Genomic DNA, 19,595 nt, shown 5'->3' on the forward strand with positions numbered 1-19,595 from the left:
AAGTGGGAATTGTTTCACACGATTAAATATTTCAATCAGATTCTCAGTGTTACAAAATGTTTCAAGGTTAAGGTTTTGTCATGTGATGGTCTGACGAGTAAATTTTAATTTTGATTTTTAATGTTTATTTGATGACTAGAAAATCAAAATCATTGATAGATTTATCTCAATAAATACCAAGTTACGCTTGTGGTTTTATTTGTATAGTATTGTTTATAAAGTTTTTTTTGATTTTTATAGTGTGATTTTTTTTATTTTATATATTTTAATGCAACTTTTTTGTCATTCGTATATTAGTGTTTGCCTACTTGTTAAATGCAGGTAACAACTTCTCCGTAAGCACGAGGTTGTTAGTGAATAACTCACCCAGTTACATAATGGATATGACAATGAATAAGAAACTTTTAGCGCTAGCAATTTCTGGTGCAGTATTTGGTACACAGGCAGTTGCTGTAGAACTTTACAACGAAGACGGCACAACATTCTCTGTTGGTGGTCACGTATCAGTTGCAGTTGGCGACGTGAACAGCGCTGACCGTCAAAACAGCGATGATATCGGTGTAGAGTCTGTTTCTCCACGTATCAACTTCGGTGCAACTCACGAGCTTGGCAACGGCTTTACTGCTGACGCTAAAGGTGAATGGGCGCTAAACATGCTTGACGGTGGTGAAGAGTCATTCACAACTCGTCTTGGCTACGTTGGTCTTTCTCACGACGATTACGGTCGTGCAGCAGTAGGTACTCAATGGGCACCTTACTACAACGTTGCTGGCGTAGCAGATATGCCAATCGCATTCGCGAATGACTTCATCTACGAAGATCACGGTAACCTAGGTACTGGTCGTGGTGAAGAGATGGTGAGCTACGGCAACGCTATCGATTTCGGTAACGCAGGCTCTCTAAGCGCAGCTGTTGCTTGGCAAGGTCGTAAGGTTGATGGCGCAACTACATACGGTAACCGTGGTCAAGTTGCATTGAACTACGCAATTGCTGACTTCACTGCAAACTACGCATACAACACTGGCGATGTAGACTACGCTCTTCGTGGTTCACAAACTGCTGACTCTCACGTATTAAGTGCAACTTACGGTTCATACGGCGCGGAAGGTCTTTACCTTGCTGGTGTATACGCGATGAACAACTACATGAACTCTGCGAAAGTAGGTTCTGCTAGCATCGTACTAGAAGAGACAGTAGCTATTGAATTACTAGCTTCTTACGCACTTTCTAACAGCCTTAACCTAAGCGTTAACTACGAAGCGGTAGAAGACGACAAGAACAGCGAAACTGTATACAGCACTTCAGCTCTACAAGCTGAATACAACTTCACATCTCAGTTCGTAGGCTTTGCTGGTTACCAGTTCGACCTACAAGGTTCTGGCGTGTACAAAGAAAAAGCTGACGACCAATGGCTAATGGGTGCTCGTTACTACCTATAAGTCGCAGACTTATTTAGCATAGTGTTTACTCCTTAAGTTTACCTTTTAGGATACTGTCCTAGACACCATGCTAAGCCCTCTCAAGCCTTTTGGTTTGAGAGGGCTTCTTTCGTATGAATGCTATTCAAATTTAACGCCCTCCTTTAGTTTCATTTTCTCTAATTTATGTAAGCCGATGACTCTATTTCTGGTGGGTTGGTCGAGATATACACCTATATCAACCTAAAAGTATTCAAATCAATGAATTGAGCTCAAGATCAGAATTTAGAGATCGGTAATCATCTTGTCGAAGACTCTCATTTTATGATGCGCTAAACTCTGCTCTCTAAAAATAGTTCAGGGATAAACTATGAGCAGCGTTGTAGATCAGAAACAATTGATGAATTCGAAACGAACAGCAACCCCAACCAAAATACTGTGTGTTGGGCGTAACTATGTCGATCACATTGAAGAACTTAACAATGCGATCCCTGACTCTATGGTGGTTTTCAATAAGCCAAGCACCAGCGTTACTTCTTCTCTGTCTTCTTTTCATCAAGAAGCGCTGCACTACGAAGCAGAGATCTGTTTTATTGTTGAAAACGGTGAATATTCTGCAGTGGGATTCGGCTTAGACCTTACCAAGCGTGAGTTGCAAAGCAGTTTGAAAGCCAAAGGTTTACCTTGGGAGCGTGCCAAAGCCTTTGATGGTTCCGCTGTCTTTAGTCGCTTTGTTCCCGTTGATAATTTTGATCTCTCTGAGTTAAACCTAGAATTATTTATTAACTGTGTCCGCGTTCAAAAGGGTCACGTTGAGCAGATGCTGTATTCTCCACAAACTATCCTAGAAGAGCTCTCTTCTTACACGACTTTGCTTGATGGCGATGTTGTAATGACAGGTACCCCAAAAGGTGTTGGTGAGGTCCATCGAGGTGATATCTTCCTTGGCCGTCTAAAGTGTGGTGAAACGACATTGATTGAGATCGAGTGGGTAGCAAGTTAAGTAGTCTTTTCTATTTGGTTAATAAATTTGCTTTATTGTTCATTGATGGTGTTTAATTCGAATATTTTACTATCCTACAACCAATTGCATCTGGAAGGGTGTTGGTAATTGATATAAAATCCGCCTCCGTTTTTATCAATACTGAAACCCATGATCGACTTAGCCATACTACCTGTTTACCTGACTGCCGTTGTTGCACTTCTCCTTTTGCCTGGCCCTGATATGTTACTCATCGCGAGCTCAAGTATGAGCTATGGCCGCAAGGTTGGTGTGTTTGCAAGTTTGGGTAACGCGACTTCTGGAATTATCCTGACAGTATTGGCAGCAATGGGTGTTTCAGCATTGATTGCAATGAGTCCAGTGGCTTTAAAAGCCCTTCATCTGTTAGGCGGTACCTACTTATTAAAAATGGGGTGGGATTGTCTTCGAACAGAGCAGGGCAATGCGCCTGAGTTAAGTGACAACTTTGCTGCAAAAGCCTACTATCAACGAGCATTGATTAGTAACCTGCTTAACCCTAAAGCGTTGGTTTTCTTTGTGATGTTCTTACCACAGTTTGTGTCGACGAATATTGAAGCGACTTCTGGTGAACAGATGCTCGTTCTGGGTTTATTGTTAAATGTTCTCGGCTTAACGTTCAACTTTTTGCTGGTGGCTTTAGTGGGTACGATTGGTAAGTCTCTCGTAGAGAATGCTAAGTTTCGTACCTATCAACAGAAAGTGATGGGCGGAGTCTTCATCGTGCTGGCTATCTGGATGTTGTCCTCTTTCTTTACTTCGTAGACGAATCAACCCAAACATCTTCTCGCGGTTAGCCGCTGAGACAAAAATGGACGCTTTGAGCGTCCATTTTTTATTCCTAGCAGTTACATATTGCACCTTATAGAACGATGTTTTGAAAACGATGATTCACTAAGCGTTCAACTCTTGCTGGTGTTGTTCAATCAGTTTATTCATGTCTTCTTCACCGCGTAGGCGAGTGTCTTCGTATGTTTCTGTCCCTTCGAACTTTGTTACCGTCTCATAATAGACTTTCACTTTTGGTTCTGTGCCTGAAGGTCGGACGATAATGCGTGTGCCATCTTCTAGGTGATAGATGAGAACATCACTTGAAGGCTGGTTAATCGCTTCAGTATTGCCACCAATGACGAAGCGCAAAGAAGACTGCAGATCTTCAATCACAGAGATAGCAACACCGTTTATTGCTTTAGGTTGTGCCGCTCTGAGTTTAGAACCTATTGATGGTGAATCTGGGTCAAGAGCAATGCTTCGCTGCGCGTTGGTATGAACACCATGTTCAAATGAAATTTGAGCGAGAAGATCCCAAACGGTTCGGCCTTGAGATTTTAACTCCTCAACTAATTGAGCAAACACGACGATAGCCGATAGCCCATCTTTATCTCGTACCTGAGTGCCGATTGTGTAGCCAAGGGCTTCTTCATAGGCGAACAAGAACTCATTCTGCTCATCCTCCAACTGCATCCCAATATTCGCCAACCATTTAAAGCCCGTTAGCGTTTGGAAGTAAGTCGCACCGTGGGATTGAGCCACTTTTTCAAGCAGAGTTGAAGACACGATGCTGTTACCAACTAACTGGTTTTTGGTATGCGGCTTCGACAACAAGTAATGCGCGAATAGCACGCCGACTTGATCGCCCGTTAGCATTTTATAGGAAGCATCATCAGTTCTAGCTGTATCGTCAGTTCTGACCGCAACGGCGAATCGATCTGCATCTGGATCGTTGGCACAAGCTATGTCGGCATCGACACTTTTTGCGAGGTTAATAACGAGATCCATTGCCCCTTTTTCTTCGGGGTTCGGGAAGTTCACGGTTGGGAAGTTACCATCAGGCTCTCTTTGTTCAGCCACACTGAATACCTTGTGGAATCCAGCATCGTGAAGAAGATCTTCCGCCATTTTTGCCCCCACCCCATGCATTGCAGTGTAGGTGATGGTGGTATTCGCCGATTCAAGAATGTTATTCACGTGCGGACTTTGATTAATAGCAGCACGGTACGTTTGATAATAACCTTCAGTTAACCACACCAGCTTACCTTGCGCTTCAGCATCACTTAGGCTCATTAATGGGATTGGCTTGGTTGAAGCGACATCGATTTCGCCGGCAATGCCTGCATCGTGAGGGGGAATGATTTGAGCGCCATTCTCCCAGTATACTTTGAAGCCATTGTATTCCGGCGGGTTGTGGCTCGCCGTAACAACAACAGCGCCAGCTGCGTTGAAATGCTCAATACCAAAAGCAACAATAGGGGTTGCTGCGACATCGGAGGTTAGGTACACCTTAATGCCCAATGCGGTAAGCACAGAAGCTGTATCAATGGCGAATTGTTTTGAATCTAAACGCCCGTCATAACCGACAACGACGCCACGAATCGAGGCATTGGCGACATGTTCAATCAAGTAATGGCCAAGGCCTGTTGCCGTTTCTTGTATCACCAAGCGGTTCATTCTGTTTGGACCGCATCCTACTTTGCCTCTTAACCCTGCGGTTCCGAATTCTAATCGTTGAGTAAAGCGGTCTTCTAGTTCGTCGTGCATTCCCTCATCGATGAGGTGTTGAAGCTCTTCACGAGTTCTTGGGTCTGGGTCTCTCGCTAACCAGTTCATAGCATCTTGCATAATTACTAAACCTTTTCATATCGGGATGTCTTTCTGTTGATTTAATTTAAGTGATATTGATTATCATTTCCATGAAAGCAATCGTAAAACTCGATTTAAAATAAATTCCAACAGCAAGGGAAGGGCATATGGATAAAGCAACTTCAAATAATTGACTGTTTAGTAAGTAAACTTACCTTGAACAATTGGATATCACTAACTAGCCTTTTACATAAATATAACAAAATTTAACAAATTCGCCGTTTTTGAATCTTTCATGGAAACTTCCAACGCTTATGAGCCGTATTAGATCTTAGGTTGATATGAGGTCAGCAGCCCGTTTACAGGCTAGTTCCATGTGAGTTGTAGATTGAGATTCAGCCTTTCATGTGCAGCCGGGATAACAATGAATGTTGTTCAGCTCGCAACGACATTTAGGTCGCAAGTATCCAATTAGGAAGGATAAGGAGAGATCTTTTGAAAAGATTACTGGTTAGGCTAGGGTGGCTTTTGAAAAGTTTTGTTGTGGTTTTGGTATCGCCTTTGGTGCATGCCAGCACTGAATACAACATGACTCAAGGTGTCACTGAGATCAGCGGTAAGGTGTATGAACTTCATATGTTGATCTTCTACATCTGTTGCGCGATCGCTTTCGTTGTTTTTGGTGTGATGTTTTATTCGATTCTGAGACACCGTAAGTCGAAGGGCGCGGTTGCAGCTCATTTTCACGAAAGTACCAAAGTCGAAATTCTTTGGACCATCATTCCTATTATCATCCTCATCGCTATGGCGATACCCGCCACTAAAACCTTGATAGCGATGGAAGACACCTCCCAATCAGATCTGACCGTTAAAATCACAGGGTCACAATGGAAATGGCATTACAGCTATTTTGGTGAAGACGTTGAGTTTTTCAGCCTCCTAGCAACCAGTGACAAAGAGATTGAAGGCATCGAAGTGAAAGGCGCGCATTACCTGCTAGAGGTTGATAAGCCGCTTGTACTGCCTATCAATCGTAAAGTCCGCTTTTTGATGACTTCCGATGATGTTATTCACTCATGGTGGGTGCCTGCTTTTGCGGTTAAGAAAGATACCATTCCCGGTTTCATTAATGAGGCGTGGACAAAGATCGATGAGCCTGGCGTATACCGAGGTCAGTGTGCTGAATTGTGTGGTCGTGCTCATGGCTTCATGCCGATTGTGGTACGTGCTATGGAAGAAGACGATTTTGACGCATGGTTAGCGGAGCAGAAAGAATTGGCGATAGCCGCACAACAAGCTGCACAAGATGCGCTAGATGCGTCACTTTCCTTAGAAGAATTGAATGCCATCGGTGAAGAAGTTTACAAAACCCGTTGCGCCGTTTGCCATCAAGTCAACGGAGAGGGTATTCCCGGCGCATTTCCTGCCATTAAAGGAAGCCCTATAGCACTTGGTGATGTGGGTGTTCATATCGATACCATTGTTTATGGTCGCGGAGGCACCGCAATGCAGGCATTTGATAATCAATTAACCGAGAAAGAGATCGCAGCGGTAGTGACCTACCAACGAAACGCTTGGGGTAATGATACGGGTGACATTGTTCAGGCTTCAGATGTAAACGCTTATAAAGCCAAGCAAGAAGGCGGAGGCCAAGCAGCTGACGAACAAGGCTCAACGGATGAAGCACAAAACGATGCTAAGGGGCAGTTATGAGTTCACCAATCAATAAGCCGGTGAAATCGGCTCCTGCAGAAGACCAAGTTCTGAGCCATTCTGTGGAAGGTATGCTGGGCAATGATGATTTGCCTGTTGACGATAACGACTCACATGCGGCACCTAAAGGCTGGGCTCGTTGGCTTTACTCAACCAATCATAAAGACATCGGTACACTTTATCTGTGGTTCAGTTTTGCGATGTTCTTAACGGGTGGTGCCATGGCGATGGTGATCCGTGCGGAGTTATTCCAACCGGGGTTACAGCTCGTTGAGCCAGATTTCTTCAATCAGATGACTACAGTCCATGGTTTAATCATGGTATTCGGCGCCGTGATGCCTGCATTCACAGGTTTGGCTAACTGGATGATCCCAATGATGATCGGCGCTCCAGACATGGCGCTGCCGAGAATGAACAACCTCAGCTTCTGGATTCTGCCTTTTGCTTTTCTAATCTTGATCGGATCTTTGTTTACTGAGGGAGGCGGCCCAAGTTTTGGTTGGACCTTCTACGCGCCACTCTCGACAACTTATGGTCCAGACAGTACCGCGCTATTCGTATTCTCAGTTCATATTATGGGGATCAGTTCGATCATGGGGGCGATTAACGTGATCGTAACCATAGTGAACATGCGTGCGCCGGGAATGACTTGGTTCAAGCTACCGATGTTCGTATGGACTTGGTTGATTACCGCTTTTCTGTTGATAGCCGTCATGCCCGTGCTCGCGGGAGCCGTAACCATGGTACTGACGGATAAGTACTTTGGGACGAGCTTTTTTGATGCCGCGGGGGGCGGGGACCCGGTGATGTTCCAGCATATATTCTGGTTCTTTGGACACCCTGAAGTATACATCATGATTTTACCGTCTTTTGGTATTGTCTCTGCGATAATCCCGGCATTCAGTGGCAAGCGTTTATTTGGTTATCACTCGATGGTGTACGCAACATGCAGTATCGCACTGCTGTCATTCTTAGTGTGGGCGCACCACATGTTCACTACCGGTATGCCAGTATTTGCCGAGCTGTTCTTCATGTATTGCACCATGTTGATCGCAGTGCCTACGGGAGTGAAGGTGTTTAACTGGGTGGCGACGATGTGGCGGGGTGCTTTGACCTTTGAGACACCAATGCTGTTTGCGATTGCCTTCATTGTTCTATTCACGATTGGTGGGCTATCTGGATTGATGCTCGCTATCGTACCTGCCGATTTCCAATACCACGATACCTACTTTGTTGTGGCTCACTTCCACTATGTTCTGGTGACAGGTGCTGTGTTCTCAATTATGGCCGCCGCCTATTATTGGTTGCCGAAATGGACAGGGCATATGTACGACCACAAGCTCAGTCTGTGGCATTTCTGGACATCGGTAGTATCGGTCAATGTGTTGTTTTTCCCAATGCACTTTTTAGGGTTAGCCGGAATGCCGCGTCGTATACCGGATTATGCGATTCAGTTTGCTGATGTTAACCAAGTTGTGTCGATAGGTGGTTTTGCCTTTGGTTTGTCTCAGTTGATCTTCTTATGGTTAGTCATCAAGTGTGTGAGAGGCGGGGAGACTGCGCCAAGCAAGCCTTGGGACCGAGCTGAAGGTCTAGAGTGGACAGTTCCTAGCCCTGCCCCTCACCACACCTTTACTCATCCACCTAAAGTTGATTAAAGGGAAGAGCCATGAGTGATAAACAAAGCGGCCTAAATCAAGAGAAGCAGCAGCCAAAGCACCCTTCTAAGAAGCGATCGACTAAGAAGTTGACAGGTTATTTAGTATTGGGTGTGGTTGCGATGTTTGGTTTCGGCTTTGCTTTGGTGCCGCTCTACGATGTGATGTGTGATGCTTTGGGGATTAATGGCAAGACTAATAGCGTTTCTGTGGTTCAACCTCAAGGAATGCAGCCTGACTACTCTCGTACTGTTCGAGTGGAGTTCATGTCGCACATTAAGCCAGATATGCCGTGGCAATTTTCGCCCGAAGTTCGTGTTTTAGAGGTTCACCCCGGTGAGGTGGTTCAGACTAACTACATTGCCAAAAATCTTTCTGGATCCTCATTGGTTGGCCAGGCTGTACCATCGGTTTCTCCCGGGATGGGAGCGACTTACTTTAATAAGATGGAGTGCTTCTGTTTCAATCAGCAGCCATTGGACGGGCACAAAACCGCCGAAATGGGGTTGATATTTTACATTGAGCCCGATATTCCAGAATCGATACATACGCTTACGCTCTCTTACACGCTGTTTAACATCACGAGTCAGGTGAGTGGAGAGGCAAGTAAGCCTGAGCCTAACGCACTCGCAAGTAACTAGGGATTTACAGAACCAGTATCAACATAAGGAGTTGGCGATGAGTTCTAAAAAGGAAGTTTATTTCGTTCCACATCAAAGCCACTGGCCATTGGTGGGTGCCGTTGCATTGTTTTTGGTCGCGGTTGGGGCCGGTTTAACGGTGCAAAACATGGGTACCGATGCGGCTGGTGGTGTGTTTGGAAAAGCAGTGCTGTTAGTTGGGTTTTGTGTGTTGCTTTACATGCTCGCAGGTTGGTTTAGCAATGTGATCACAGAATCATTGAGTGGTCTCTATTCTGAGCAGATATCTCGATCCTTTAGACAGGGCATGAGCTGGTTTATTTTCTCCGAAATCATGTTCTTCGGCGCTTTCTTTGGCGCGCTTTTCTATGCTCGCATGATTTCTGTGCCTTGGATTGGTGGGGCTGGCAACAATGCTATGACTCACGAAGTGCTGTGGCCGATGTTTCAGTCGATATGGCCGCTGACCACCACTCCAGATGGTGTGACGACGCAAGCAATGCCTTGGCAAGGTATTCCGCTAAAGAACACCATTATCCTACTGCTTTCCTCTGTGACGCTGCATATGGCACATATCAGTCTTGAACAAAATAAGCGTATGGCTTTGATCGTGTGGTTAGAGATAACCATTGTTCTGGCTGGCTTCTTCCTGTTCTTCCAAGTTGAAGAGTACCTTCACGCTTATCAAGAGATGGGGCTGACGCTTCAATCCGGCATCTACGGCAATACCTTCTTCTTACTGACCGGATTCCATGGTTTGCATGTGTGTTTAGGAACGATTTTTTTGATTGTGTTACTGGCGAGAGTTGCGAAAGACCACTTCACTCCGAAAGACCACTTTGCGTTCCAAGCGGGCAGTTGGTATTGGCACTTTGTCGATGTGGTTTGGTTAGGTCTATTTGTGTTTGTTTATGTGCTCTAACGAAATATATCGGTCTAGCTGTTAGGTTTGTATGGGCTTAATAAGGGCGAGGGTTGGGAGTTATCATTCCTGAACCTAACGCCAGTAATAACAGTAGCACGACAACGGCTGACCACATGACTCGACGACCCAAGAAGTGACTCAGTCTTTTGCCATTGTGTTTACCTGATGCGATTTGGATTAGACCTTTCATCAAATTGAAAGCGATAAAAAACAGCAAAGCGACCAATACAATTTTAAACAACAACACAAAGGTAGATGACGCCATAGTGATAACTCCAAATCGATTGATTGATGATGAACACAAGTTCCGCAGTAAAGGTTTTTGGATAGCGGTTGTTTTAACTGTGGTTTCAGTCGGCATTTTAATCAAGTTGGGTTTGTGGCAGTTAGAACGAGGTAACGAGAAATTGCGTTATGAACAGCAGCTATCAGAAAGAGCCCAGCAATCGTCTAGGTCATTGGATGCGGTTATCTCTGAATGGAAGTACTCGCGTATACAAGCGCAAGGTGCATCTGAACAGCCGTCTTTAAATGGTTTGAAGGTTGATGTGGATCTGGAAATGCCAAGTGGTTTAGTGGTCTTGTTAGACAATCAGATTAATCAAGGAACAGTGGGGTATGTGATTTACATGTTGGGTGAGGTTCGCTTTAAAGATGAAAACGAGTCTTTAGTGGCCGAAAAGCAGCTATTGATCGATCTGGGGTTCGTTGCGGCAAGTAATGACAGAAGAGAGCTACCGCAACTAGGAAATATCACATTACCAACCAATATGTCAGGGCGTTTGTACACACGTTCGGTGAACCCTCTAAGTCATGAGTTGGCTTTAGAAAACACAACGCCTAAAAGAATTCAAAACATCAACATCACAGCGTTATCAGAGTACACAGGGCAAGAAGTGCTGCCCTTTGTTTTCCAACCTCAAAGCTTAGATTCATGGCCTTATGAGTTGTTGTGGCGACCAACGGCGATGAAATCTGAAAAGCACTTCGGTTACTCATTTCAATGGTTTGTAATGGCAGCGGTACTTTTGTTTTTGATGTTGTTAATTGGCTATCGGTACCTAAAAGCGACACCTATCACGGAGAACAACGATGGATAAATCTCAAGCACAAGTGAACAGGGAAAGTACCGAGGCAAACATGGCTGAGCTTAGAAGCCGTCGTACTAAGGGACGTTTGGTATTAATCGGACTCGTTCTAATTTTCGCTTTGCCAGCGCTTATCGCCAAAACTGTGTTGGACCAGAATTGGTATACGTCAGGTGTCACTAACTCAGGCGAATTAGTAGAACCAAGAGTCACGCTAGCGGATTTTGGCGTAACGGTACCCATGGCTGGAGAGGGTTGGTTCGTGGGTTATATCGCACCGATGGAGTGCGAAAGCTTGTGTGAACAACAGCTTCATTATTTGAATCAAAGCTACTTAGCGTTAGGGAAAAACAAAGAGCGCGTGACCGCCGTTGTTTTTGTTTCAGAAGGTAACTCGTTGTCGGGGGCGCTCAACAAGCCTGATTTGTCGTTTTTAGCTGGTGGTGATCAACTTAGTACTGTGTTTGCGCCTGCTTCAATTGTCATTATCGATCCTCTTGGGCAACTGGTGATGGAATATAAGAGCGTTTCGGACTCTTCGGAGTTAGTCAGCCAATCGAAAGGCATGATTCATGATTTACGAAAACTACTCAAGCTGTCTAGAGTGGGGTAATGGCGAGTAATCATTAGGTGTTGATGGTTCGTATAGGGAGATAAGCGATGCAAAAAGGAGCTCCAAAGTTACTCATGTTTATTATGAGAGTGACTATCTTGCTAACTCTGACTGTTATTGTGCTCGGTGCTTACACGCGTTTGTCTGATGCTGGCCTTGGCTGTCCTGACTGGCCTGGGTGCTATGGAAAGATCACCGTTCCCTCGAATACCCAAGCCGTTAATCAAGCCAATCTACAATTTCCAGAACGAGCTCTCGAAGCAGACAAAGCTTGGATAGAGATGATACATCGCTACTTTGCAGGAACATTAGGGCTGCTTATCTTAGTCGTTGTTGCTTGGTGTATTAGTAAGAACATCACACCAGTTGGTCTTCCGTTACTTATCTCTGCAACCGTGATATTTCAGGCTTTGCTTGGAATGTGGACGGTGACTCTCAAGTTGATGCCCGTTGTGGTTATGGCGCATTTGATGGGGGGCTTCACGTTGCTGTCACTGTTGTGTCTGCTCTACTGTCGTTTGTCTCAATTCCAAAGCCGTTTCGGCGAGGCTTCCTATTCTTCACCACTTAAAGTCTCGGCACTATTCGGATTACTCATTGTGGTTGGGCAGATACTGCTCGGTGGCTGGACATCGTCAAACTATGCCGCTCTGGTGTGCACCCAATTACCCATCTGTGAGGGAAACTGGACAAGTTACCTCGATTTCAAAAATGCGTTCGATTTTGCTCAACGCGGACATGATAACTATGAGTTTGGTGTGTTGGCGTATCCAGCAAGGCTCACCATCCATGTCATGCATAGGTTCGGGGCTATTGTGGCGACGTTAACGGTGCTGATGATCGTGTACCAGCTATGGAAATTTGGCCAAGCGCCTCAACAAAAGTTGAGCGTGATTGTCGCAATAGTCCTGTTTACCCAAATCAGCCTTGGGATCAGTAATGTATGGTTTCACCTGCCAATATCAGTCGCGGTTTTGCACAACCTAGTCGCAGCGATGTTGCTCATCAGCATGGTTGTCACCAATTTTGTCGTGTGGCAACGCAAACCAAGTCAGAGCTTGGTGAAAAACAGTGTATTACAAGGAGGTAATCATGGTCAGTAGAACGTCAATACAACATGAAGTGGTGGTTAAAGACGTAGCCTCAAGTCATAAGATAGCAGCCAACAATGACATAGCTTTAAGCCATGAAATGGCTGCAAAAAACAAAGCTGTTTGGAAGGTCTATTTAACCCTGACCAAGCCCAAGGTGGTGGCTTTGATGCTGCTAACTGCACTGGTTGGAATGTGTTTGGCTGTACCTAATGGATTACCTTTACAGCAAACTGTGTTTGGGATGATTGGGATAGGGCTGATGGCAGGTTCGGCAGCTGCATTCAACCACTTGATCGACAAAAAGATTGATGGGCAAATGACTCGAACAAATCGACGCCCTTTACCATCCGGTGAACTGAGTAGTGTACGTGTGTTCAGCTTTGCCGCGGGTATCGGCTTACTTGGGTTTGCCACGTTAGTGGTGTGGGTCAATCAACTGACCGCTTGGTTAACCTTTGCAAGCTTATTAGGTTACGCAGTGATTTATACCATGTATCTGAAGCGAGCGACGCCGCAAAACATTGTGATTGCAGGGATCGCAGGCGCAATGCCACCTCTACTGGGCTGGACGGCGGTCACCAATGAACTGCATTCAAACGCTTGGTTGTTGGTGATGATCATCTTTATCTGGACGCCTCCGCACTTCTGGGCATTGGCGATTCATCGTCGTGATGAATACGCTAAGGTGAACATTCCGATGTTGCCTGTGACTCATGGTATTGCCTACACCAAAACATCGATTCTGCTCTATACCTTGCTGCTAAGCATCGTATGTGTGCTTCCAGTATTAGTTGGGATGAGTAGTTGGATATACCTGAGCGCGTCTTTGGTACTAAACGGTGGGTTTGTCTATCACGCGTGGGTTTTAAAATATCGTGATGAACCCAACATGGCGATGAAGACATTCAAGTTCTCCATCTATCATCTCATGATCTTGTTTGTTGCTCTGTTGGCAGACCACTATCTACTTTAACAACTGGCGTTTCTACTTTTACTGAACAAGAAAACGGATGCTTTGGGCATCCGTTTTTGTTTGGTTGATGACTAAAACTCACTTAATACAAAGTAAGTATCTAGCGAGTACTTAGTCCACTTTGTTCCAAGCACTTTGCCAGTGTGAACCGACACCTGGTTCGTACTGAGTTGCTGTTGGAGCCCATTGAACACAGTAACCAGAGTATGGGAACTCTTTACACTGATAAACGCCGCCGTCGCTGCTCAGAACCTTTGTTCCTGCTGTGTAAGACTCAATGCTTTCTGGGAATATGAAGTCATAATCGCCTGCTGGTGGCGGTGTTTGCTCGTCCATTAGGTGGAAATCAAGCGTGTTCTGATCCACCAAGTTACCTTGGTCATCTTTCGTCACGACCACAAGCATGTGGTGGCCAGCTTCCGACTTAGATAGAGTGAGTTGAACATCTTCAACTTGTCCGTCTGATAACTCAGATTTCTGAGATGCAAGTGCTTCACGATGATGGTTGTACACAGTCAATTCAGCTTGAATATCGCCTGTTGCTGCAAGAGTAAGATCAAGCTGTGTCGGCTGGTTTTCATCAATAATGTACTCAGACTCTAAGCCTGTGACTTCTAGCTCATGATCTGGCTCTGGAGTATCAATCTTGTATCCGATTTCTACGCTCTTAAAGCCTGAACCTGATTTTAGATAAACAGGGTTCGTGCCGTACACTGGCGCGAAATCGTTTTGATCGTTTAACTGGCCCGCTTGGATTTGCGTTTGCTCTTGATTGATCTTCGAAGCAAGCGCGTAAGACCAGTTGTTTGCTTTACCTTGTTCGTTGTTCTCAATCACTAGCTCTGTACTGTATGAAGCGTTCTCACCAGATTGGTCGAAGACACGAGTGTAAACTGCGTCGCCTACATTCAGGTCTTGAGTTGGATTGATTTGACCGCCTTGATCCCAATCAGGAATGATAGGGCCGTCGCCATCAAACTTCACATCGATAACATTGTAGAAAGCCGCTGCAGTGTCACCTACATCCCATACCGCAAGGATCACTTGATAACCTTCGCGTTCTGGCACATTACACAAGTGGCTGACTTGCATCGGTGGTTGTTCCATGTTGCCTTCAATAACACAGAATGGCGTTAAGTCGAAAGAGCTGCGCGCCAAAGGTTGGTTCGGGTTCCAGTCGGGTTGCGTAATATAGTATTTCCAGTCGCGAGTTTTGTGGTTCGCTGTGAACGTCCACTCAAAGTATTGAAAACCAGACTTGATCGGGCGTTTAACCCAGCGATCGGCTGTTTGCTCGTCTAGCGCTGCTGCTAAAGAAGATTGCGCACTGGCGATTTTACCATCGGCAGGGCCGCTTTCAGGGAAGCCCTCAGGGCCTTCTACACTTTGTGGTTCATATTGAATACCACCACAGCCTGTGTTTTTTTGTTGTGTATCACTCGCTGGGAATTTACACAACGCGACACGGCTTTCTGCTACGCCATTATCGTATGCCGAGACATAACCGTGACCGAAGCTTGCTCCACTGACGCTAAGTAGCGATAGCGCGATGAGCGATTTTTTTGGGAGTTGTTTCATTATTTGTCCTTACTGTATTTGGCCGACAAAAAAGAGAACACTCCGGCATGCATTTACACTTAAATTCTATTAAGTGGCGGCCCCGCTATCATAGACAGAATATATGTCGACAGACCGGTGGCTTTGCGTCCTATTCTTTCAAATAGTTTGCCAGAAGTGCGTTTGAGCAAGCGAAATGTAGCCAACCAGTTTTATAAATGCGAATCAATAGATTGAAATGTGGAATGCCAATCTCGAACTTTTAATTCTTAATACAAATTAACTTGCTATATGTTTAGTTCGCTAACGTATAAATTATTGATATAAATGAAGAAAGTATTTGCTCTAATCGCTTTTGTGAATGTTTTTCGATTGTGATGTTTTGTTCTGCACGACAATTGCGCGCATATCAAAACCAAACCTTTGGTTTCCACTAACCAAACCCTGACATGCTATGTATGAAAAGCCGGACAATTGATTGGTATGAATTATATAAAGGAGTCGGTATGGAATTCACAGAACTAGATAGAGACGCGTTATATCAAACGTGGATGTCACAAAAATCGAGAATGCGTATTACGCAGATGGAGTTTTCAAAAAAGCTTGGAATGAACCAGCTTGATTTCTCTAGAGTGCTAAGAGGCGAGACGCCATTAACGATGTCTTTCGTTAGTCACTTTTGTCGTTTACTTCATTTAGAGCCTAGGAATGTGTTTCCTTCACTTAAAGAAGGTAATGAGTCAGGGCCAAAAGTGGTCTACCTGAAAAGTAGAATGAGCGTTGATGGTGAGATCCAAAATGCTTATATCGAAGGAAATCAGGTAATCGTAGAGTATGCACACACCGTTCAGCATGATTAATTTTAAAGCTAGCTCTGAGTTTTAACTCCCCCTTTTCTACAAACTTTTCATATAAGGTATGACTTACTCAATTAAATTCCTTAATTTTAACTAAGTGCGTCATGAAAACTCTAAAAGTCTTTTTGCTTGTTGCAACCAGCATCTTCTTGTTTGGTTGTGCAGGCGGCCCAATTAAAACCGCAACTAAATTCACCAGTTATGAAGATTTTCAACCATGATTGACTCGCTTGGTGATGCCAAAGATGCGATCAACTATTGGGTTGAACGTTTAGGTGATACTCTACAGAATATCGATGACGCTTAGAAAGAGCCTGTAATGCTAGAGAAAGAGAACCTGATTAAACTTGCTAGAATGCAAATGCCATTTGGTAAATACGCTGGTCGTACGTTGATTGACTTGCCTGAAGAATATTTGCTGTGGTTCGACAAAAAAGGGTTCCCCTCTGGTGAGCTAGGCGACTTATTAAAATTGTGCCTTGCGTTGAAAATCGAAGGGCTTGATAGTGTCGTCAAACCTTTGAAAAGAATGTAATTTAATTGAAGCTCACGCTAATAACGTGAGCTTTTTTATTTTAGATTATCATTAGATATTACGTGTATAGTGGGATTTGAAAAACAATGGACCTTATCCCGAGATAAATTGCGCAATCGATAGCGTGTAAATAATGTTATACGGGGTGTTTTAAATATAAAACACAAAAAAAATTGCGTTTTTTTTGAATTAGTGATTGAAACTAGAGTTTTTACTAGTTAAGTTACAGGGAACAAGAAGATAAGTGCTGATGGAAAGTTACGTGAGATAACCTACATTCAGCTCAAGGATAGAAAATAGGAAGAAGTAAGCGATGTTTCAGACTGATGATGTAAGAATTAACAAAGTAAAAGAGTTATTACCACCTGTTGCTGTTTTAGAAAAGTTTCCAGCGACAGAAATTGCTTCTTCTACAACCTTTGAAAGCCGTAAAGCGATTCATAATATTTTAGAAGATAGCGACGACCGCTTACTTGTTATCGTAGGCCCATGTTCTATTCATGACACAGAAGCTGCACTTGAATATGGCAAACGCTTGAAAGTGTTACGTGATGAACTAGGCGACAAACTTGAAATCGTAATGCGTGTTTACTTTGAAAAGCCACGTACAACTGTTGGTTGGAAAGGTCTGATTAACGACCCATACATGGATGATACGTTTAAGCTAAACGATGGTCTTCGTCTAGGACGTAAGCTACTGCTTGACCTAACTGATATGGGAATGCCGACGGCAAGTGAATTCCTAGATATGATCACGCCTCAATACGTTGCTGACTTAATCAGCTGGGGCGCAATTGGCGCACGTACGACTGAATCTCAGGTTCACCGTGAACTTGCTTCAGGTATTTCTTGCCCTGTAGGCTTTAAGAATGGTACTGATGGCAACATTAAGATCGCAACCGACGCGATTCGTTCAGCGAGTGCTTCTCACCACTTTTTGTCTGTAACTAAGTACGGTCACTCCGCTATCATTGAAACTGCAGGTAACCCTGATTGCCATATCATCCTACGTGGTGGTAAAGAGCCAAACTACAGTGCAGAGCATGTAAGCAAGATTAAGGAAGAACTAAAAGCTTCAGGTCTTCCAGAGAAGGTGATGATTGATTTCAGCCATGCGAATAGCTCTAAGCAGTTTAAACGCCAAATTAACGTATCTGATGACGTAAGTGCACAGATTTCAGGTGGTGATAAAGCTATTTTTGGTGTGATGATTGAATCTCATCTTGTTGAAGGTCGCCAAGACTTGGTTGACGGCAAAGCAGCGACATACGGTCAGTCTATTACCGATGCTTGTATTGGTTGGGAAGATACTGAAACAGTACTTCGCCAACTGGCAGATGCTGTTGAAGCTCGTCGCAACAAGTAAACTAATTACAGTCAGCGACTAAGCGACTGAAAATTCAAAGCCCTTATTAGCAATCGCTAGTAAGGGCTTTTTTGTGGCTCTTAGTTGAAAATTAGTTAAAAACTGGAAGTGCTTTGTATTCTTAAATGAAAAAAGACAGTAGCTCGTCGACTTTAAGTGACAGTAAAGTTCTATCTTGCTTGGTTTCCACGTTGAGGCGTATCAACGGCTCTGTATTGGACTTTCGTAAGTTGAAGCGCCATGTCCCCATATTCATGCTGAGCCCGTCTGTGTGATCGATATCAACGGCATCAACTTGATAGTGCGACAACACATAAGCGATGACTTGTTCTGAGTCTGAAGCTCTGCGATTTATCTCTCCGGAAGAAGGGAATCTATCCATACTTGCGCTGGTCAATTGGTGAAGAGATTGTTGGGTTTTCGACATCAATTCAATAACCAGTAGCCAAGGAATCATTCCTGAATCGCAGTATCCAAAATCACGAAAATAATGGTGCGCACTCATTTCACCACCGTACACAGCGTTTAATTCTCGCATCTTCTCTTTGATGAGCGCATGCCCAGCTTTGACTGCAACAGCCTTCCCACCAAGCTTATTGGCGACTTCAATCGTGTTCCATGTCATACGCATATCGTGCAACACAGTCGAGTTAGGTTCTTTTAACAAGAAGGCTTCTGCTAGCAAGCCAACAATATAGTAACCCTCAATATAATTGCCTTTTTCATCAAAGAAAAAGCAGCGGTCAAAATCACCATCCCACGCAATCCCTAGATCGGCCGAATGTTCTAACACAGCATTTCGAGTCGCTATTTGGTTTTCTATAATCAATGGATTGGGAATACCATTAGGGAAGTTTCCGTCAGGAGTATGGTGAACCTTGATGAAGGTGATAGGGGCACTGAGCTCTTTAAATTTCTTCTCTAAAGCATCAATGACATGTCCTGCAACCCCGTTTCCTGCGTTAACCACAATCTTCATGGGTGAAAGTTTAGAAGGTGTTATGTAGGAGAGTAGGTGGTCTACATAAGGGGCGAGAATACTGGTCGATATGCCTGAGTTATTTGATTGAACATGAACGATCGGCAAATCGGTGTTCAGCTCTTGATTCAGTACTTTAATACGTCGTTTGATTTTATCTAAACCACTGTTTTTACTGATGGGGCTAGCATCTGCACCGACCAATTTCATTCCGTTGTAATTGATTGGGTTATGGCTGGCTGTGATTTGTATTCCGCCAATCGCTTTTAGGTGACGAGTCGCAAAGTAGACTTCTTCAGTGCCAGTCATCCCAAGATCAATGACGCTTATCCCGGACTCGATTAAGCCTGCAGTAATGGCTTCTTGCAGTGACAAAGACGTTTCACGGTTATCTCGACCAATAACGACTGGAGGCCATGCACTTGGAGTCTTGGCATTTCCTGACAGGATATATTCACCAAACGCCTTTCCAAGCAGATAGGCAAACGGCTCATTGATTTGGCTACCAATGATGCCGCGAATGTCGTTGTTCTTAAAGCAGCTAAGATCTAATGTTGGTTTCATTTGATTGAAGTCG

General features: G+C 44.3%; 18 protein-coding genes and 1 riboswitch. Of the genes, 14 read left to right on the forward strand and 4 right to left on the reverse strand.

Translation table 11 applies throughout. From position 1 onward, the window contains the following. The first annotated feature begins 389 nt into the window (after window positions 1–389). The 3 genes from L3V35_RS18190 (at window position 390) to L3V35_RS18200 (ending at window position 3,204) form a co-directional block, all read left to right on the forward strand. Complete coding sequence (locus L3V35_RS18190; RefSeq protein ID WP_054547112.1) at window positions 390–1,439, forward strand: porin; 1,050 nt, start codon at window positions 390–392, stop codon at window positions 1,437–1,439. A gap of 349 nt (window positions 1,440–1,788) precedes the next feature. Further along, the gene (locus L3V35_RS18195) at window positions 1,789–2,421 is read left to right on the forward strand and encodes a fumarylacetoacetate hydrolase family protein (protein WP_054547111.1); all 633 of its coding nucleotides are present in this window, start codon (window positions 1,789–1,791) and stop codon (window positions 2,419–2,421) included. A 150-nt stretch (window positions 2,422–2,571) separates the two neighbouring features. After that, window positions 2,572–3,204, forward strand: a complete 633-nt coding sequence (locus L3V35_RS18200; protein ID WP_004730073.1) for a LysE family translocator — start codon at window positions 2,572–2,574, stop codon at window positions 3,202–3,204. A 129-nt stretch (window positions 3,205–3,333) separates the two neighbouring features. On the opposite strand, the gene L3V35_RS18205 is transcribed toward L3V35_RS18200, so the two are convergent. After that, on the reverse strand, window positions 3,334–5,058 hold the full coding sequence (locus tag L3V35_RS18205) for a phospho-sugar mutase (RefSeq protein WP_237300403.1): 1,725 nt from the start codon (window positions 5,056–5,058) through the stop codon (window positions 3,334–3,336). A 456-nt stretch (window positions 5,059–5,514) separates the two neighbouring features. On the opposite strand from L3V35_RS18205, the gene coxB reads away from it, so the two are divergent. The 4 genes from coxB to L3V35_RS18225 are packed head-to-tail and all read left to right on the forward strand — an operon-like array spanning window position 5,515 to window position 9,953. Further along, window positions 5,515–6,732, forward strand: coding sequence for a cytochrome c oxidase subunit II (gene coxB / locus L3V35_RS18210; protein ID WP_054547109.1), 1,218 nt, complete (start codon window positions 5,515–5,517; stop codon window positions 6,730–6,732). Beyond that, window positions 6,729–8,390: a cytochrome c oxidase subunit I gene (ctaD, locus tag L3V35_RS18215; RefSeq protein WP_054547108.1), complete on the forward strand. Its 1,662-nt coding sequence runs from the start codon at window positions 6,729–6,731 to the stop codon at window positions 8,388–8,390. Before coxB ends, ctaD begins: the two co-directional genes overlap by 4 nt. A gap of 11 nt (window positions 8,391–8,401) precedes the next feature. Beyond that, complete coding sequence (locus L3V35_RS18220; protein ID WP_054547107.1) at window positions 8,402–9,031, forward strand: cytochrome c oxidase assembly protein; 630 nt, start codon at window positions 8,402–8,404, stop codon at window positions 9,029–9,031. A gap of 37 nt (window positions 9,032–9,068) precedes the next feature. Further along, the gene (locus tag L3V35_RS18225; protein ID WP_054547106.1) at window positions 9,069–9,953 is read left to right on the forward strand and encodes a cytochrome c oxidase subunit 3; all 885 of its coding nucleotides are present in this window, start codon (window positions 9,069–9,071) and stop codon (window positions 9,951–9,953) included. Window positions 9,954–9,990: 37 nt separating this feature from the next. On the opposite strand, the gene L3V35_RS18230 is transcribed toward L3V35_RS18225, so the two are convergent. After that, window positions 9,991–10,221 (reverse strand): DUF2909 family protein, encoded by a 231-nt coding sequence (locus L3V35_RS18230; RefSeq protein WP_029225153.1) that lies wholly within the window; start codon window positions 10,219–10,221, stop codon window positions 9,991–9,993. Window position 10,222: 1 nt separating this feature from the next. On the opposite strand from L3V35_RS18230, the gene L3V35_RS18235 reads away from it, so the two are divergent. Genes L3V35_RS18235 through cyoE form a run of 4 tightly spaced genes read left to right on the forward strand, consistent with a single transcriptional unit; the run spans window position 10,223 to window position 13,724 of the window. Then, the gene (locus L3V35_RS18235; RefSeq protein WP_171315687.1) at window positions 10,223–11,056 is read left to right on the forward strand and encodes an SURF1 family protein; all 834 of its coding nucleotides are present in this window, start codon (window positions 10,223–10,225) and stop codon (window positions 11,054–11,056) included. Then, window positions 11,049–11,657, forward strand: coding sequence for a hypothetical protein (locus L3V35_RS18240; RefSeq protein ID WP_237300404.1), 609 nt, complete (start codon window positions 11,049–11,051; stop codon window positions 11,655–11,657). Before L3V35_RS18235 ends, L3V35_RS18240 begins: the two co-directional genes overlap by 8 nt. A 47-nt stretch (window positions 11,658–11,704) precedes the next feature. Further along, window positions 11,705–12,760, forward strand: coding sequence for a COX15/CtaA family protein (locus L3V35_RS18245; protein ID WP_237300405.1), 1,056 nt, complete (start codon window positions 11,705–11,707; stop codon window positions 12,758–12,760). Beyond that, on the forward strand, window positions 12,750–13,724 hold the full coding sequence (gene cyoE / locus L3V35_RS18250; protein ID WP_237300406.1) for a heme o synthase: 975 nt from the start codon (window positions 12,750–12,752) through the stop codon (window positions 13,722–13,724). The genes L3V35_RS18245 and cyoE overlap by 11 nt, the downstream gene beginning before the upstream one ends. A gap of 111 nt (window positions 13,725–13,835) precedes the next feature. Here the strand turns inward: cyoE and gbpA are convergent, their stop codons facing one another. Then, complete coding sequence (gbpA, locus tag L3V35_RS18255) at window positions 13,836–15,302, reverse strand: N-acetylglucosamine-binding protein GbpA (protein ID WP_237300407.1); 1,467 nt, start codon at window positions 15,300–15,302, stop codon at window positions 13,836–13,838. 72 nt (window positions 15,303–15,374) lie between these two features. Further along, window positions 15,375–15,464, reverse strand: a riboswitch (cyclic di-GMP riboswitch). Between the two features lie 323 nt (window positions 15,465–15,787). Here gbpA and L3V35_RS18260 point away from each other — a divergent pair. The 3 genes from L3V35_RS18260 (at window position 15,788) to aroG (ending at window position 18,039) form a co-directional block, all read left to right on the forward strand. Beyond that, a complete protein-coding gene (locus L3V35_RS18260; protein WP_017066796.1) occupies window positions 15,788–16,141 on the forward strand; it encodes a hypothetical protein in 354 nt (117 codons plus the stop codon). A gap of 316 nt (window positions 16,142–16,457) precedes the next feature. Further along, the gene (locus L3V35_RS18265; RefSeq protein ID WP_004730103.1) at window positions 16,458–16,673 is read left to right on the forward strand and encodes a DUF3820 family protein; all 216 of its coding nucleotides are present in this window, start codon (window positions 16,458–16,460) and stop codon (window positions 16,671–16,673) included. Window positions 16,674–16,986: 313 nt separating this feature from the next. Further along, complete coding sequence (aroG, locus tag L3V35_RS18270; RefSeq protein ID WP_017075824.1) at window positions 16,987–18,039, forward strand: 3-deoxy-7-phosphoheptulonate synthase AroG; 1,053 nt, start codon at window positions 16,987–16,989, stop codon at window positions 18,037–18,039. A gap of 121 nt (window positions 18,040–18,160) precedes the next feature. Here the strand turns inward: aroG and L3V35_RS18275 are convergent, their stop codons facing one another. Then, entirely contained in the window at window positions 18,161–19,582 is a 1,422-nt protein-coding gene (locus L3V35_RS18275; protein WP_237300408.1) for a phosphomannomutase CpsG, read from the reverse strand. Window positions 19,583–19,595: the final 13 nt, after the last annotated feature.

It is taken from the genome of Vibrio sp. L5-1 (assembly GCF_021728315.1).
GTDB lineage: Bacteria > Pseudomonadota > Gammaproteobacteria > Enterobacterales > Vibrionaceae > Vibrio > Vibrio splendidus_K.

Coding starts and splice junctions, on each gene's coding strand:
- L3V35_RS18200 (WP_004730073.1), top strand. CDS start 2,572: ATGATCGACTTAGCCATACTACCTGTTTACCTGACTGCCGTTGTTGCA.
- L3V35_RS18230 (WP_029225153.1), bottom strand. CDS start 10,221: ATGGCGTCATCTACCTTTGTGTTGTTGTTTAAAATTGTATTGGTCGCT.
- L3V35_RS18195 (WP_054547111.1), top strand. CDS start 1,789: ATGAGCAGCGTTGTAGATCAGAAACAATTGATGAATTCGAAACGAACA.
- L3V35_RS18265 (WP_004730103.1), top strand. CDS start 16,458: ATGCTAGAGAAAGAGAACCTGATTAAACTTGCTAGAATGCAAATGCCA.
- L3V35_RS18190 (WP_054547112.1), top strand. CDS start 390: ATGAATAAGAAACTTTTAGCGCTAGCAATTTCTGGTGCAGTATTTGGT.
- L3V35_RS18275 (WP_237300408.1), bottom strand. CDS start 19,582: ATGAAACCAACATTAGATCTTAGCTGCTTTAAGAACAACGACATTCGC.
- L3V35_RS18240 (WP_237300404.1), top strand. CDS start 11,049: ATGGATAAATCTCAAGCACAAGTGAACAGGGAAAGTACCGAGGCAAAC.
- L3V35_RS18220 (WP_054547107.1), top strand. CDS start 8,402: ATGAGTGATAAACAAAGCGGCCTAAATCAAGAGAAGCAGCAGCCAAAG.
- ctaD (WP_054547108.1), top strand. CDS start 6,729: ATGAGTTCACCAATCAATAAGCCGGTGAAATCGGCTCCTGCAGAAGAC.
- L3V35_RS18245 (WP_237300405.1), top strand. CDS start 11,705: ATGCAAAAAGGAGCTCCAAAGTTACTCATGTTTATTATGAGAGTGACT.
- cyoE (WP_237300406.1), top strand. CDS start 12,750: ATGGTCAGTAGAACGTCAATACAACATGAAGTGGTGGTTAAAGACGTA.
- L3V35_RS18260 (WP_017066796.1), top strand. CDS start 15,788: ATGGAATTCACAGAACTAGATAGAGACGCGTTATATCAAACGTGGATG.
- aroG (WP_017075824.1), top strand. CDS start 16,987: ATGTTTCAGACTGATGATGTAAGAATTAACAAAGTAAAAGAGTTATTA.
- L3V35_RS18225 (WP_054547106.1), top strand. CDS start 9,069: ATGAGTTCTAAAAAGGAAGTTTATTTCGTTCCACATCAAAGCCACTGG.
- L3V35_RS18205 (WP_237300403.1), bottom strand. CDS start 5,058: ATGCAAGATGCTATGAACTGGTTAGCGAGAGACCCAGACCCAAGAACT.
- gbpA (WP_237300407.1), bottom strand. CDS start 15,302: ATGAAACAACTCCCAAAAAAATCGCTCATCGCGCTATCGCTACTTAGC.